The organism is Paenibacillus sp. P5_B5, from assembly GCF_056400365.1.
Genome location: NZ_JBFULK010000006.1, coordinates 143,582 through 159,315, shown reverse-complemented (window position 1 = coordinate 159,315; position 15,734 = coordinate 143,582). Strand labels below are relative to the sequence as shown.

Genomic DNA, 15,734 nt, shown 5'->3' with positions numbered 1-15,734 from the left:
TGAAGGAGTGCCTAGCAGTTACGTAGCTAGACACTCCAACACTTCTTCTTTTAGTTAGCGCTCATTTTTTTGTTATAAACAGTCGTCATATCGTCAGCTACTTGTTGTAAAGTAGGGTCTTTACGAAGCTGGTTAATGAACTTGTCATACGCTTCAATTGATTCCTTACCCGTAATAACCTTTGTACGCATATCATTTACTTTTTTCAAAATTTCTGGGAAATATTTATTATAAGCTTCTGAATACAATTCTAAGCCTGGGTAAGGCGTTTTCACCTTCTTGCGCTCGCCAACAATCTCAACATTACGCTTATACACTTCATCTGACATACCAACGGCACCAATCGACATATCATCACTGATAAGATGAATCATATTCCCCATATTCCCGTCACCAGCTTTATCCGTTACACTTTGAGGCGTTGGCACCTTGCGTCCATCCACTACGTTGTAATGAACACCCTCTATACCATAGAAAGCAAGATCATTGCCTTCTTTGCCATATGCATAATCAAAGAATTCGAGTATTTTCTTCACTTTCGCTTCAGACACTTTTTTCGGAATCAAATACACACCATAGTAAGAAACACCAGATGGCGTATACTTCACTCCCTGTGGATTTTCCAGGTAAGTAACTGGCACTAAATCTGCTGTAGGTACCACGTCACGAATTTTGGAGCCAGTAACCCAAGCATGATTCATCGATAAACCAGCACCGCCTACTTTACCACCACGTAGGGAATCCTTCACTTGTGAGAATTTATAAATAGCAAAATCTTTCGGTAACAGACCTGCATCAAAAGCTTTCTTATTCCACAGCAGCGCATCACGTGAAGCATCCTCTGTAATAAGTGGAACCAGTTTATTATCCTTCAGCTTCCACTCCCCTTGCGTTCCATTGAATACGTTGTAAATGAAGTTAAGTGAAGCTGGATCAGCAGAATACGCCAACTCATCCTGTTCGCCATTGCCATTCGGATCCTTCTCTTTGAATGCTTTCAACACATCGAACAGCTCGTCCATCGTCTTGGGAACTTCAAGCCCTAGCTTATCAAGCCAATCTTTACGCAGCATCGGAAACACACCACCGCCAGTACTCGGATAGTATCTAGGAATTGAATAGTTTTTGCCATTAATCTTAGAGCTAGACCACGATTCGGCTAACCTTGGATCACTTAAATTCGAATAGTCTTTGATAAACGGGGTTAAATCCCAGAATACTTCTTGCGTAATCATTTTTTGAAGCTGCGGATTCAATAGCGTTTCAACAAATGTAACTTCTGGCAAGTCACCCGACGCCAGCATCACATTCACTTTCTCTTCTGCTGTAGAAGGTGACAGCCACGTGATATCTAGCTTTGTATTCGTCCGCTTCTCCATCTCTTTCCAAATTGAATTCGTATTGTCTATAAATTCGGGAGCATAATTGAGTGCCTGAATCTGTATCGTTGTAGGTGCACCTTCCTCGCCTGCTCCTTCTTTCCCACTGCTACATGCGGTTAATAACATACTTGATGCGATAACTGCCACGGTAGTTGTCTTGATCCATCGTTTTCCTACTGGTTGTAAAGTTTTCTTCATAAACTGAACCCTCCTGATCATTTTTTTAGTATTATAGAAAACCGTTTCTTCTTGCCTCTTTTATCCTTTTCTTTTATAAAAACTCATTCTTTTACAGAACCAACCATAGCTCCTTTAGCGAAATGTTTCTGTAAAAAAGGATAAACCAGCATAATCGGAACAGTTGCAATAACAACTGCCGCCATCTTCAATGTTTCGCTCGGCATCTGCGCACTCATGCTAGACATCGATATTCCCCCAGAGCCTCCACCCATCGTCGTTGGGTCTATAAGCATATTTTGGAGCAATACTTGAAGTGGCCACTTGGTTTGTTGATTAATAAACATCAATCCATTGAAGTAGGTGTTCCAGTAAGCTACAGCAAAGAACAGCCCAAATGCAACAATCGCTGGCAAAGATAGCGGAATAATAATTCGGAAGAATACGCCGATTTCCGTACAACCATCAATCCTTGCAGCTTCCTCTAGGCTTTCTGGAATACTATCGAAGAAGCCCTTCATGAGCAGCACATACCAACCACTCGTCAAGCTCGGAAGAATAAGTGACCATAGACTGTCGATCAACCCTACATTGCGAACAACCATATAGAGAGGAACAAGACCCGGTGAGAACAAGAATGTAAGCATGATCATAAACATGATGCCCTTACGGAATCGAAGACGTTTACGAGAAATCGCGTAGGACAAGCCTCCTGTGACCAAAAGGCTTAATGCTGTTCCTACTGTTGCTAGGAATAAGCTAACCCCGAGAGAAGTCGTGAACAATCCATTGCCCAGCAAATATTTATAAGCATCAAGCGACCAATTTTGCGGCCAAAGAATAAGGTCTCTAGCGTAATATTCAGTCGGATCGGTAAACGATAACACTACCGTATAATAGATCGGAAATATCATTGCGAGGCTTATTAGAATAAGCAAGCCACCATTCACGTAACTAAATAACCGATTCTTCCAGGTCAAGTTTAATTCGAGCATCTGATGCATCTCCTTTCTTCTGTCTTAATATAAGCTTTCTTCTCCATAACGCTTAGCTAGCTTATTCGAACCCACAACCAATATCACGCCTACAATCGACTTGAATAGTCCAATTGAGGTACTATAACTAAATTCACCTTGCCTAATACCAACTCGGTATACATACGTATCGAACACCTCGCCGACATGGGCGACAGAAGCATTCGTCATCAAGTAAATTTGTTCAAAACCTGTATCCATAATGGTTCCTAATCGAAGAATGAACAAAATTATAATGACGTTCTTCATTGCTGGGAGGGTAATATGCCACATTCTGCGGAATCTTCCTGCACCATCCATAACAGCAGCCTCGTATTGCTGAGGATCAACGCCTGCTATCGCTGCAAGAAAAATAATCGTTCCCCAACCAATCTCTTTCCAGATTGACTGAGCTGTAAGCATGGCCCAGAAGTAATTCGGATTAGACAAAATATCCACTGTATCTTTATTCATCGCCACGAGCAGCTTGTTAAACAACCCTTCTGATTGCGAGAACATGAGGAACGTAAGACCATAGATTAGCACCCATGACAAGAAATGCGGGATGTAAATCAAAGACTGTACGGTACGCTTCAAAATCGAATTCCGTACCTCATTCATCATTAGAGATAAAATAATCGGTGCCGGAAAAAAGAAAATTAAATTTAGAAAGGAAATACCTAACGTATTTCTAAGCAAGATCCAAAAATCATCATTTGAGAAAAACCGAATAAAATGTTCAAAACCTACCCATGGACTGTTCCAAACACCTAAGTATGGAGTATAATCCTGAAAGGCAATAACTAAATTCGTAATCGGTACATACTTAAAGATGATAAAAAACAGCAAGCCCGGTAATGCTAATAGGTACAAGTATTTATCCCTTTTTACATCTGGCCATATGGGGCGCCTTCTCGCTTTAGTATTCTTCATGAAGATTGCCCTCTCTCTTTCTTCAAATTATTGATGCATTCGCTTGAACTTCATGTACCAAATGTAAACGCATTCATAATTTTCGGCTATGAGACTTTTTTGATAAATGACTCAGAATACGTTTCCCCCCTTATATTTCAAGGATAAATAGGTGTAAACCATTCAGATTACTAGCTTAATATTTTCAGATTTCCTGTAGTTGCACTTTTATTCTGACGATTTATTCGTTATGATGAATGAAATAATTAAGCTTATCTAATCTGATCTATATCAGATGGATGAGAGGAGATTCCTATGATAAACGAATGGATCGCGAGAATTGCACCCAGAAGAGTCATCTATTGGCGGAACATTGCGTTAGCTACTCTTCTTACTTGTCTGCCCATGACCATACTAAGTGGCATATATTTGTACGTAGGTAATCAATATTTAATCAATCAGTTTCAGCAAGAAAATAAAAACATCTTACAGCAGTCGACGAAAGAAATAGACGAACAACTCAATCATTTAACTAGATTTGCTCTTAGCATGGTCGTTAAGCCGTTATTTAAACCTGACATCGCAAATGCAGATTTTGTGAACAGCTATGAAGAGACACAGCAATTACTAGACACATTAAGGTTAATAGAAAACGCCAATCCGGCGATTGATCAGGCGTACTTATATATAGCAGGTCAGAATAAAATACTAGAACCATCTCTTGGTCTGCGATCTCTAGATGATCCTGCTCAGACAGCATTGTGGCAAAAGCTATTACAAGGGAATAACGATATATTCTGGGAGCATACTCTCGATCGCCCCTTTATTACAGCAGGCACAGGACACGCAATCGTGATGAAACTCCCCTTTAATGGACAAACTCCATATGGCGCTATCGTTCTTTATATTAATCCGAATAAACTACATTCTATTGAAAGCTCAGATCAAGCGACATTTCTACTAGATGGAGAAGGTCATATTGTCGGTCAATCCGCAAAAGGTGAACAATATCAAGATACATTGCCCCTCATTTCGGAGCAGCTTGCAGCAAGTAAGCCGACATACGATAGCGAGTCACAATTTCAAGTGCCGATGCCAAGCGATAAACTAATTGTTAATACTGTATCATTCGAGAAAATGAGTGGAATATGGACCGTCGTGTCCGGAACACCTACTTCTGCTATTACGGCGCCTATCGCGCCTTTTACCCAAATGATGTTTATTTACTGGGGTATAATCATTATTGCCGCATTAGCGCTTAGCTGGTACGCGTCGAGGCGTATGTCCCGACCAATCCGTAAAATAATGGACTTATTTGGGGTAGGTAAGACAGAGTCATCCTCTATGCATAATGAGATTGAATTTATCGAGAAGAAATGGGAGCAATTCCAAATTAATAGTGAGCAGCTACAGAATCATCTCAATCTTTCCATGCCAAAGGTTCGCGAAGCCTTTATTAATCAGTTTGTTTTGGGACATACTGTGCATTTAACCGAGCAGGAAATTCATAAGAAGCTAGATACCGTTCAGCTTGATATTGCGAATAAACATTTTGCAGTTGTCGTCTATCAGCAGCACATGCATCGTGAAGAACACCAGAGTCTTACACCTTACGATCAACAGCTACTCACCTACTCTGCACGCAATATTATGAATGAAATGGCAGCCGAGTCGGCTTCATACGTACATACCATTGATTTTATTGATGATTCCATTGCACTCATTTTGATTTTGCCACCATCAACACATTCAGTTGACGAGGAAAAACAGAGCCTTATGCAATTATGTACGCAGATGATGAATATGATGGATCAGCTACTGCGAGTTCCTGCAACACTCGTTCTTAATGGTCCTACTTATCATTGGACAGACGTTCCTCATGTGCTCGAACAAGCACGAAGAGCCCTTAACTATCGTAAGTTTAATTCGAACAGTCAGCTGCTGGAAGCAAGTGTAGTTCTTGAGCAGGTCCATTCGCATTTTGAGTTTCCATTTGAGCTTGAACAAGAATTCACCCATACTCTTAACCTTGGTCTGGAAGAGGAAGCCATCGATATGTTAACGAGGTTCGTTGGTGTATTACAAGATGATGCAGCTCCGGAGTGGATTGTGCATCAAGGATTAATGCGTCTAAAGAGCAGTTTGTATCGATCCATGCTTCAAGCTGGATACAATCCATATACCCTTTATGATGGCGTGAAACTACAAGAGGAGCTTTATGCTCTGCGGGATGCTCAGGAATGTATACAATGGTTCCGTATCAAAATCATTAGACCCTATATCGATTTACTCAAGAAAAGTTATCATCACTCCATGAAACAAATTGTAGATCAGGTCATCACAGAGATCGAACACAATTATATGGATCATGTTTCACTTGAAACCCTTGCATTAGAAGCTAATATAAGCGTCTCACAACTAAGTAAAGCATTTAAACAAATGACAGGCTCCAATTACATGGATTACTTAACAGCTGTCAAAATGAATAAATGCAAAGAACTACTCATTACGACTGATATGAAAATCAATGAAATAGCTGAATCAGTCGGTTATCAGCCTCCCTACTTCAATCGAGCTTTCAAGAAGATAGAAGGCATTACACCTGGACAGTATCGTAATCAATTCCAATCGGAGAAATAAGCAGAAAAGGAGCTATGCCTAAAGTAGAATTTACTACTTAAGAGGCAAGCTCCTTTTGTACATAAGTAGACCAAACAAACTCTAGCGACACTCCCAACACACTTTCAGTTAGGGTTAGTCGATTTCAGCTCTGAGATGAGATAAGATTGCAACTGGTTTGCGGCCAACAACAAGGCTGTTATCTTGTACATAACCTTCTTCACGATTCTTAAGCTCGTGAATGAGTGCCGAACGCCAATATTGAATACGTTCTTGCAACTTAGGATTATGTATTAAATTTTGTTGTTCACTAGGATCATGTATTAAATCGAAGAACTGTTCCTCACCTGTTTGAGAGTACCAAATATACTTTTCCTCGCCATTCGTTACCCATTGATTAGATACAATTCCTTGAACATGCTCACCATGTAAATATTCACGCCATGGACTTGCTAGCGAATCCTTGTTAGCTCGTGCTAACTTCCATATGCTTTCCCCTTCTACTGAGCTTGGAATCTCTGTTGAAGCAGCATCTAGTAGTGAAGGCATAATATCGCGTAATTCAATCACTTCGGAAACTACAGAACCTTTGTCTAGGTCCATGTGGCCTCCCAAATCATTCACAATAAAAGGAATATGAGCGCTTCCTTCATAAGGTAAGGACTTTCTGAATAAATTATGATCCCCTAGTAATTCACCGTGATCGGATGTAAACATAATAACCGTATTATTTCGCTCACCATATTCACTAAGCACCTGCAGAAAACGACCAATTTGATGATCAATATGTGTAATTAAAGCATAGTATGCGGCCATTGCCATTTTTAATCGGCGCTTTGGAACAATGCCTTGAGAAGTAATTGGATTGAGTCCATTCAATTGCGGATCTTCCTTCTTCGCCCATTCTCCGACAACAGGTTCAGGAAAATCTGCATCTTTATATAAATCAAAATACGTTTGCGGCGGATCAAGTGGAGAATGAGGACGTACGAATGACATCCACAGGAAGAAAGGTTTACTTGGATCTCTACGTCGTAAGAAATCTATCGACTGACTGACAGTCCAATTCGTAGGATGCAGGTGTTCTGGCAGCGTCCAAGGTCGTGCAACTGTGGAAGCATTGCAGTCTAGCCCTAGATCAAGCAGATCTGCTCCTGGAACTTGTCCACGAAGCCATTGCAAGTAATCATCAACCTCATCATAATGCTCTTGAACCGCGATATCATGTTTATTGCGATTATAGTGTAGATAACCATCATGCAAGACAACATTATGAAATCCGAGCAGATTACGCGCAGGATATACATGCATTTTACCAACACATTGTGTATGATAGCCGGATTTAGCCAATTCTCCTGGTAACGTAGTTTTATAATTCCACGGTACTCTTTCCTGATAGCCGACACGTCCGTGACTAGCTTGCTTAAGACCTGTGAAAATGGCTGCACGAGCTGGGACACATGTTGGCGTAGCAGAATAAGCATGATCAAATCGCACGCCAGTTCGAGCTAATTCATCCAGGTTAGGTGTTTCCACTATTGGATGTCCTAATATACTAAGACAATCAAACCGCATTTGATCTACTGTAATTAATAGAATGTTGGGTTGCTTAGACTCAGTATCTGGTTTCATTTCGATCGTCTCCTCTTGATGCAAAATTTTAAAAAGTCTGATTTATACCAAAAGGATAGCTCATTCCCGAATGGAGTGCAATGATAGATTCGACTCCACTCTTCTTTTAAACATAAAAATACCCCTTAGAATAATCATCGGATAACTTAAAGTTCATCCAATGATTATTCTAAGGGGTGTACCTCACATAGCTAGTAGCCGATCATAATAATGAATCGTCTAAGCGATATATTAAAGCATAATTTTGCACATATCATTCGTGAATTGTACAGGATCTTGAATTGGCAAGCCTTCAATTAGAAGGGCCTGATTGTATAATAAATTCGTATACAGATTAAGCTTCTCTTTATCTGCACTATAAGCATCTTTTAGTGACTTAAACACTTCATGATTAACGTTAATTTCCAATACCTTGTCAGCTTTAATACCTTGGTTATTAGGCATTGCTTTCAAGATTTTCTCCATTTCAATCGTAACTTCACCTTCCGTAGATAAGCATACAGGGTGAGTTTTCAATCGCTTAGAGGCTCTAACATTCGTCACTTTGTCAGCTAGAACATTCTTCATTGCTTCGAACAGCTCTTTGTTATCGTTCACTTCTTCATCTGATTGTGCATCATCTGCATCAGGCTCAATTCCAAGGTCGCCACTTGATACGGATTTAAATTCTTTCTCTTTATAAGTACCGATCATCTTGATTGCGAACTCATCCACATCATCGGTGAAGTATAGAATCTCATACCCTTTATCCGATACCATCTCTGTTTGTGGAAGCTTCTCAATTCTTTCAACCGACTCACCAGAAGCATAATAGATGTACTTCTGATCCTCAGGCATTCTCGATACATATTCATCTAGCGTAACTAACTTCTTCTCTGTGGAAGAATAGAACATAAGCAGATCTTGCAAGACATCCTTATGCGTTCCGTAATCATTATAGACACCAAATTTCAACTGTCTGCCGAAGGCATTATAGAATTGAACATACTTCTCTCTTTCATCCTTCAACAAGCTTTGCAGCTGACTCTTGATCTTGTTCTTAATATTCTTGGCGATTAGCGTTAATTGGCGATCATGCTGTAGCATCTCTCTTGAGATGTTCAGGGATAGATCTTCGGAGTCTACTAAGCCCTTAACGAAGCTAAAGTAATCAGGAAGCAGGTCTGAACACTTGTCCATTATGAGCACACCATTGGAGTATAGCTCTAGACCCTTCTCAAATTCCTTCGTGTAATAATCATACGGCGTATTCTCCGGAATGAATAAAATCGCGTTATATACTGCCGCTCCATCTGCCTTAATATGCACATGCGTAAGCGGCTTATCAAAACCATAACGCTTCTCTAGATAGAAATTCTCATAATCTTCTGGTGTAAGCTCACTCTTGTTCTTACGCCAGATCGGTACCATACTGTTAATCGTTTGCTCTTCTTGATATTCCTCGAATTCATTGTCGCTACCTTCTTTAGGTCTTTGACCCTTCATATCCATCTTGATTGGATAGCGAATGAAGTCCGAGTATTTCTTAATGATGGCTCTTAAACGATACTCTTCAAGATACTCATCATACTGATCATCTTCTGTATTATCTTTAATTGCCATAATAATTTCAGTACCTACTGAATCCTTCTCACATGGCTCAATGGTGTATCCATCTGCACCCTTTGATTCCCACTTGAAAGCCTCATTACTACCGAAAGCTTTACTGATTACAGTAACTACATCTGCCACCATGAAAGCTGAATAGAATCCAACCCCAAATTGACCAATGATATTGTAACCATCCTTCAGTTCATTTTCTTTCTTGAATGCTAATGACCCGCTTTGAGCGATAACCCCTAGGTTATTCTCAAGATCCTCTTTGGACATCCCAATACCTGTATCGGAGATTGTCAAAGTTCTATTAGCTTTATCAATCATTACTTTGATGTAATAATCTTCTTGATTGAACACCAATTGATTATCAGCTAGAACTTTGTAATAGTTTTTATCAATGGCATCACTTGCATTTGAAATAAGCTCTCTTAGGAAGATTTCTTTGTGCGTATAGATGGAGTTAATCATCATTTCTAATAATCTTTTGGATTCTGCTTTAAATTGCTTCTTGGCCATGAATAGATCTCCTCTCGATATAAACATACTGTAATGGACAATTTGATAAACTGAATCAAGCTCTATTTTAGCACTCATTCCTCCCGAGTGCTAACTCTTATTTTTATATAACATAAATTAATTTTTAGTGTCAATATAAAACTGGTATTGATTTTTACTATTTCCCTTTGAAACATATAACGCCATATCTACTCTTTTGCATTTAATAACTGATCACCTAAAAGGTTTACATCATACAAATCAGATAAATACTCGGAATTTTCTTTCATTTTATAAGCGGATTATTACCAAATACAGCATACGCCTTATCAATCGTTTCTAACGCATATTTCACCAGCTGTTCGCTCTGCTGCATCTCGACTAGTTTAAGCTTCCTTCATTCGTTGATCCAATAGTTCAAACACCCGCTTCAAAGCTTCCTTAGGTATGTTGGCATAACGATCACCGATACTTACTTCGTAAGAACAAGCTGTCTCGCTCGTTTCTCTTAAATAATGTGCTAAACCAATTCCTGTTTCCTTATAAATAGACACAAGAACCTCTTCCATCTGTTCTTTGGGTACATCGAAATGGACATGGAACATGTTAGACACAGGTTCGATTGGTATTGTAGAAATTGCCTGACACTGATTGAACAATCCTGCCAATTCTTTGGCATTCTCGTAATACTGCGCCATCTTATGCTGTCTCTGTTCGAAATAATAATCCGCGCTGATAATATAGGGGTACAGGCTAATGAGATCTCCACCATGACGTCTTTTCCACACCTTGGACTCGTTCGTGAAATCGGAATCCCCTGCTAGAATTGCTCCTGCAATCCCACCTATTCCTTTGTAGAAGGAAATATACACGCTATCAAAAAGTGAACAGATTTCAGCGGCAGACTTCTGATAGTAAGGCAGAATCTCATACAATCTTGCCCCATCAAGATGAAGTTTAATCCCCTTCTGACGGCAATGGGCAGAAATAGCCTCTAGTTCCTTATAATCTGGTAGCTGTCCACCAATCTCACGTTGAGGTAACTCGAGCAATAAGCATGAAATATCCTCCGTCATGTTCAGCACATCTTCCAATTGAATACACCGGCTTGGTTCTGCAAGCAGAACAGGCTCGATATGATGCAGCTCCTTCAGTCCATCCTGCTCATGAATCTCTAGATGACATAACGGATGATAGGCAACCTTCTTAAGCCCCTTCCGATCACACCATATACGTAAGGCAATTTGCTGTGCCATCGTGCCACTAGGGAAGAATACTGCTGCTTCCTTACCTAAATTGTTCGCCATTTTCTCTTGAAAGCTCTCAATCAGCCCACCTGCACCATACATATCACTTTCCAAGCTTCCATCCACATGATCTAATGCCTCTTTCAATACTTGAATATTTCGCTTGCCATGCCCCGAAATTTGATAAGTCGTGCTATTAAATGATTCTAACAAAGGATTGCTTCCGCTCATCTTTATACAGCTCCTTCTATGTATGTTAATACACATATACTAATACAAGTATATCATTAAGAATCCAATTAAGAATCTACTTAGGGATCCAACTACGATTCGATTAAACCTATGAAATCATAGCCTCTAGAATGTATTTTTTGAAAATACGTAGAGGAAGAAAGGTATCATTATATAATTCACTCGTAAACACAACTACAAATTGATGCTCAGGTGACACGATGATATATTGACCGCCGTATCCCATTGCAAAAAACAGATTTGGATCATAGGCCTGTCTATTTTCGTCCACCAGTACCCACCAGTGGTAGCCATATGAACCGATGGAATCATAAGTATGATACTTAGCTGATGTTGAACTGGATATCCATGAATCAGAGACAATAGGCTTATTGAGCCATACCCCGCCTTCCATCATCATAAGCCCAATTTTTAGCATATCAGCTGTTTGTAGACATAAACCGAAGCCGCCGATTGAAATACCCTTGGAATCCTCGTACCAACGATAGTCCGTGATTCCTAAAGGTCGAAAAAGCACCTTCTCCGCATAAGCAGCTGTTTTTCCATTTGTCGCCTTTTGCAATATAGCACTCAATAAATGGGAACATCCGGAATTATAAGCCATATGAAGACCTGGATCAGTTTCCATCTTCGTCTCAAGAATAAATTTAACCCAATTCTTACTGTTGATCATCGGGAACGGCCGTCCACCCCATGCTCCAAACTCACCCCATTCCCATCCAGGGGCCATCGTAAGTAAATGCTCGATTGTGATCTGTTTCTTCTCATCCTCAACATCAGAGAAGTAATGTGAAATTGGCGTATGTATACCTTCAATTAATCCTTTATCAATCGCAATCCCAATCAGAACCGAAAGTACACTCTTCGTAACGGAATTTATTTGAAACAATTTATGTTCCATTTTCTTATTTTTGTAGTATTGGTAGACAGTCTCACCCCTATGGTAAATAAGACAAGAAGCGATCTTCTCTTTCTTAATTGCCTGTTCCAGTTGATTTAATCTTTCAGACTCAATATTCAAATAGATTCACCTACTTATATTTCACTGGAATTTGATACAAATTCATTGCCAGCTTTAATGCGTTATCCATATCTCTAATTGCGAGGAATGCTGGTTCTAACGTATCCTCTGGAATATCCACAAATAAATCAATATGGAATTTTAAAGTCGTTCCAAGCTGTCTTCCGTATGGCGATTCTGGTGGAAGTGCAAAAGGACGCAGTTGGACTTGGTTGCCACCTCTTCCACGATCCCTGATAAACCAAGCAATGAATTCTAGTGCATTTAACCCATCTATCGTTCGATCAATCCTAAATTCAAACTGAATTAATACCTCATTAACAAGTCCACCATTCGTACGATATAATGTGCCATGTGGTAAATGTGCATATTGTGAGAGCTTTAACAATTCACTATCTATTGGCTCTAAATTATCGATCCCGCTTTCAATCTCATTAACTCCTGTTAAACGCATAATTGTAGAATGAAAGTTGTTAATATCATCTGGATAACCACTCATATTTAATCTCTCACTTTCTGCAGGATGCATGTATCTGTAAATTTTTACTAACATCAGTTCTATGATAGCAGTAGTCTCCTTGATCATCAATGTATAGAATCGTATCCAGAAGGCCACCTTAAGAAAGTTATCAAGATCTACAGGAGGGATTTCTATGGCCAAACCAGATAATCGTGCAGACAATGCGGAACACCTGCAAGCGCATATCGAAAACACAGAAGCTAATCTACAAGAAGCACAAGATTACCTTGATGAGCATGCGAGTGAAATAGCACCTCAGGAAAGACAAGCAATTGAAGCCAAGAACGAGCGTCGCCAAGAAAGCATCGATTCCTTTGAGGCTGAGAAGCAAGACGAACTAGGGCAATAACAATTTCATGCAAACAATAAGCAGTTATTCCGATATCGGATGAAACTGCTTATTTTTTTAAAAGCTCTGCCGTCCAGTTTGCAACGATGACCCAATCGATAACAATTACAGCTAATCTGTCTAAAAGTATCACTCTTTGGTCTCTAAAAAAGCGCTTGCATTTTCAAAAATCTGTTTTATAATACTTGTATACAAGTATACTTCATTCTAAAAAGAAGGTGAATATATGACCGAATCAAAGGAATTTCTTTATCCTGCAAAATGGCTTTCAAAAGCCTCCACTGGTGATCGTGTAACATGCGAGCTTAGAATGCGGATTATTTCCGGCTTGATTGAAAGCGGTTCCATATTATCGGAAAATAAATTAGCTGCAGATTTTGAGGTGAGTCGTTCACCGATTCGTGAAGCACTAAAAACACTTGCATCTGAAAATTTGATTCGCTTAGAAAGAATGGGTGCAGTTGTCCTTGGTTTAACAGAGAAAGAAATTGAAGAAATTTACGATGTCCGTTTACTCATTGAAACATTTGTATTTGAACGACTTGTAAAAATAGACACAAAAGCGCTAGTAAGGGAACTTAGTAAAATACTTGAAATGATGAAAATCGCCATAAAATATCGCGACCCTGATGAATTTTCATACCAGGATGTCCTATTCCATGAAACGATTATTCGGGCGATTAATCATTCATATATTTTGATGATATGGAATAATGCAAAACCCGTTATGGAGGGTTTCATTCTTTTATCGATGCGCGTCCGTTGCGAGGAAAAGTACGATGACTTTGCACGGATTGTGAAAAATCATCAGCTGTATATTGAAGCGATAGATACAAAGAATAGAGACCTCATGGTTCAATCATTACATCAAAACTTTGATGATGTTCAAGGTAAAGTAGAAGATCTTTGGATGTCACAACAAATGCTATCTAAAGGAGTAGAGAAAGAAAAATGACTAGCTATATGTTAGGTATCGACATTGGTACGACAAGTACTAAAGCTGTTTTATTTACTGAAAAAGGCGAAGTCATTGGGCAAGAGAATATCGGTTACCCACTTTACACACCTGATATTTCGACAGCTGAACAAGATCCTGAAGAGATTTTTCAGGCAGTATTACACGCCATTTCAAAGATAATGATCCAGCATTCTCAAAAAAAGTTATCGTTTATTTCATTTAGTAGTGCGATGCATAGTGTCATTGCCATTGATGAAAATGACCAACCCCTGACAGCTTGCATCACCTGGGCAGATAATCGAAGTGAAGCATGGGCACATAAAATAAAAGATGAGCTAAATGGGCATGAAATCTACAAACGAACGGGAACACCAATTCACCCCATGTCACCATTAAGTAAAATTTGTTGGATTGTGAATGAACATCCTGAAGTTGCAGCCAAAGCTAAAAAATATATTGGAATTAAAGAATATATTTTTAAAAAATTTTTTGATCAATACATTGTCGATCATTCCCTGGCCTCATCAATGGGTATGATGAATCTCAAAAACTTGGATTGGGACGAAGAAGCCTTAAAAATTGCGGGAGTAACACGAGAACAATTATCGGATCTCGTACCAACAACTAAGATTTTTACCAACTGTCATCCAGAATTAGCTAAACAGATTGGCATCGATCCACAAACTCCCTTTGTCATTGGCGCAAGTGATGGAGTACTTTCTAATCTAGGTGTAAATGCGATTGGAAAAGGCGAGATTGCGGTCACAATCGGTACAAGCGGTGCCATTCGAACTATTATTGATCAGCCGCAAACAGACGAAAAAGGGCGAATATTTTGCTACGCATTAACTGAAAATCATTGGGTCATTGGCGGTCCTGTTAACAATGGCGGGGTGGTCCTTCGCTGGATTAGGGATGAATTTGCATCCTCAGAAGTAGAAACCGCTAAAAGACTGGGCATTGATCCATACGAAGTATTAACAAAGATTGCTGAACGTGTCAGACCAGGTGCTGATGGATTGTTATTCCATCCATACCTAGCAGGTGAACGTGCGCCCTTATGGAATCCAGATGTACGTGGCTCATTTTTTGGATTAACGCTGTCACATAAGAAGGAACATATGATTCGAGCAGCCTTAGAAGGAGTCATTTACAATTTATACACAGTATTTCTAGCATTAATGGAATGCATGGAAGGGCCTGTAACCCGAATTCAGGCAACAGGGGGCTTTGCAAGGTCGGATGTTTGGCGGCAAATGATGTCCGACATATTCGATCTGGAAGTAGTCGTCCCTGAAAGCTACGAAAGCTCGTGTCTAGGTGCTTGTATTTTAGGTCTATACGCCACAGGGAAAATCGAATCATTTGATATCGTTTCTGAAATGATTGGCAGTACCCACAAGCATGTACCTAAAGAAGAAGTTGCAAGGGAATATAGGCAATTATTACCGATCTTTATTAATTTATCTAGAATATTAGAAGAAGAATATACACGGATTGCAAATTATCAAAGAAGCTTAATAAATAAATCATAAATAAAACTATAATTTTTGGAGGAATC

The 15,734-nt window shown here is 39.5% G+C and carries 12 protein-coding genes; 4 read left to right on the top strand and 8 right to left on the bottom strand.

Features of this window, described 5'->3' with window-relative positions; all coding sequences use genetic code 11:
- Nucleotides 1-50: 50 nt before the first annotated feature.
- From AC1DOK_RS10655 to AC1DOK_RS10645, 3 genes are all read right to left on the bottom strand, one after another.
- Entirely contained in the window at nt 51-1,580 is a 1,530-nt protein-coding gene (locus tag AC1DOK_RS10655) for an extracellular solute-binding protein (protein ID WP_477554246.1), read from the bottom strand.
- A gap of 83 nt (nt 1,581-1,663) precedes the next feature.
- Nucleotides 1,664-2,554 (bottom strand): carbohydrate ABC transporter permease, encoded by an 891-nt coding sequence (locus AC1DOK_RS10650; protein WP_477554245.1) that lies wholly within the window; start codon nt 2,552-2,554, stop codon nt 1,664-1,666.
- Between the two features lie 24 nt (nt 2,555-2,578).
- Complete coding sequence (locus AC1DOK_RS10645; protein ID WP_477554244.1) at nt 2,579-3,505, bottom strand: ABC transporter permease; 927 nt, start codon at nt 3,503-3,505, stop codon at nt 2,579-2,581.
- 294 nt (nt 3,506-3,799) lie between these two features.
- Here AC1DOK_RS10645 and AC1DOK_RS10640 point away from each other — a divergent pair, with 294 nt between their 5' ends.
- Nucleotides 3,800-6,124, top strand: a complete 2,325-nt coding sequence (locus tag AC1DOK_RS10640) for a helix-turn-helix domain-containing protein (protein ID WP_477554243.1) — start codon at nt 3,800-3,802, stop codon at nt 6,122-6,124.
- A 114-nt stretch (nt 6,125-6,238) separates the two neighbouring features.
- Here AC1DOK_RS10640 and AC1DOK_RS10635 read toward each other — a convergent pair whose 3' ends face one another.
- The 5 genes from AC1DOK_RS10635 to AC1DOK_RS10615 form a co-directional block, all read right to left on the bottom strand.
- Entirely contained in the window at nt 6,239-7,735 is a 1,497-nt protein-coding gene (locus AC1DOK_RS10635) for an arylsulfatase (protein WP_477554242.1), read from the bottom strand.
- Nucleotides 7,736-7,966: 231 nt separating this feature from the next.
- Complete coding sequence (htpG, locus tag AC1DOK_RS10630) at nt 7,967-9,847, bottom strand: molecular chaperone HtpG (RefSeq protein WP_477554352.1); 1,881 nt, start codon at nt 9,845-9,847, stop codon at nt 7,967-7,969.
- 365 nt (nt 9,848-10,212) lie between these two features.
- Nucleotides 10,213-11,304, bottom strand: coding sequence for a threonine aldolase family protein (locus AC1DOK_RS10625; protein ID WP_477554241.1), 1,092 nt, complete (start codon nt 11,302-11,304; stop codon nt 10,213-10,215).
- 109 nt (nt 11,305-11,413) lie between these two features.
- Nucleotides 11,414-12,346, bottom strand: a complete 933-nt coding sequence (locus tag AC1DOK_RS10620) for a serine hydrolase domain-containing protein (protein WP_477554240.1) — start codon at nt 12,344-12,346, stop codon at nt 11,414-11,416.
- 10 nt (nt 12,347-12,356) lie between these two features.
- Nucleotides 12,357-12,932 carry a hypothetical protein gene (locus AC1DOK_RS10615; protein WP_477554239.1) on the bottom strand — a complete coding sequence of 192 codons (576 nt, stop codon included), beginning with the start codon at nt 12,930-12,932 and terminating at the stop codon, nt 12,357-12,359.
- Nucleotides 12,933-12,999: 67 nt separating this feature from the next.
- Between AC1DOK_RS10615 and tlp the strand changes: the two genes are divergently transcribed.
- From tlp to gntK, 3 genes are all read left to right on the top strand, one after another.
- On the top strand, nt 13,000-13,215 hold the full coding sequence (gene tlp, locus AC1DOK_RS10610; protein ID WP_477554238.1) for a small acid-soluble spore protein Tlp: 216 nt from the start codon (nt 13,000-13,002) through the stop codon (nt 13,213-13,215).
- A gap of 226 nt (nt 13,216-13,441) precedes the next feature.
- Complete coding sequence (locus AC1DOK_RS10605) at nt 13,442-14,170, top strand: GntR family transcriptional regulator (RefSeq protein ID WP_477554237.1); 729 nt, start codon at nt 13,442-13,444, stop codon at nt 14,168-14,170.
- Nucleotides 14,167-15,708 carry a gluconokinase gene (gntK, locus tag AC1DOK_RS10600; RefSeq protein ID WP_477554236.1) on the top strand — a complete coding sequence of 514 codons (1,542 nt, stop codon included), beginning with the start codon at nt 14,167-14,169 and terminating at the stop codon, nt 15,706-15,708. Before AC1DOK_RS10605 ends, gntK begins: the two co-directional genes overlap by 4 nt.
- Nucleotides 15,709-15,734: the final 26 nt, after the last annotated feature.

What these genes read in the sequence shown, in the direction of transcription:
- AC1DOK_RS10640 (WP_477554243.1), top strand. Translation starts at nt 3,800, where the DNA reads ATGATAAACGAATGGATCGCGAGAATTGCACCCAGAAGAGTCATCTAT.
- AC1DOK_RS10655 (WP_477554246.1), bottom strand. Translation starts at nt 1,580, where the DNA reads ATGAAGAAAACTTTACAACCAGTAGGAAAACGATGGATCAAGACAACT.
- AC1DOK_RS10625 (WP_477554241.1), bottom strand. Translation starts at nt 11,304, where the DNA reads ATGAGCGGAAGCAATCCTTTGTTAGAATCATTTAATAGCACGACTTAT.
- htpG (WP_477554352.1), bottom strand. Translation starts at nt 9,847, where the DNA reads ATGGCCAAGAAGCAATTTAAAGCAGAATCCAAAAGATTATTAGAAATG.
- AC1DOK_RS10635 (WP_477554242.1), bottom strand. Translation starts at nt 7,735, where the DNA reads ATGAAACCAGATACTGAGTCTAAGCAACCCAACATTCTATTAATTACA.
- AC1DOK_RS10605 (WP_477554237.1), top strand. Translation starts at nt 13,442, where the DNA reads ATGACCGAATCAAAGGAATTTCTTTATCCTGCAAAATGGCTTTCAAAA.
- AC1DOK_RS10645 (WP_477554244.1), bottom strand. Translation starts at nt 3,505, where the DNA reads ATGAAGAATACTAAAGCGAGAAGGCGCCCCATATGGCCAGATGTAAAA.
- AC1DOK_RS10615 (WP_477554239.1), bottom strand. Translation starts at nt 12,932, where the DNA reads ATGATCAAGGAGACTACTGCTATCATAGAACTGATGTTAGTAAAAATT.
- tlp (WP_477554238.1), top strand. Translation starts at nt 13,000, where the DNA reads ATGGCCAAACCAGATAATCGTGCAGACAATGCGGAACACCTGCAAGCG.
- AC1DOK_RS10650 (WP_477554245.1), bottom strand. Translation starts at nt 2,554, where the DNA reads ATGCTCGAATTAAACTTGACCTGGAAGAATCGGTTATTTAGTTACGTG.
- gntK (WP_477554236.1), top strand. Translation starts at nt 14,167, where the DNA reads ATGACTAGCTATATGTTAGGTATCGACATTGGTACGACAAGTACTAAA.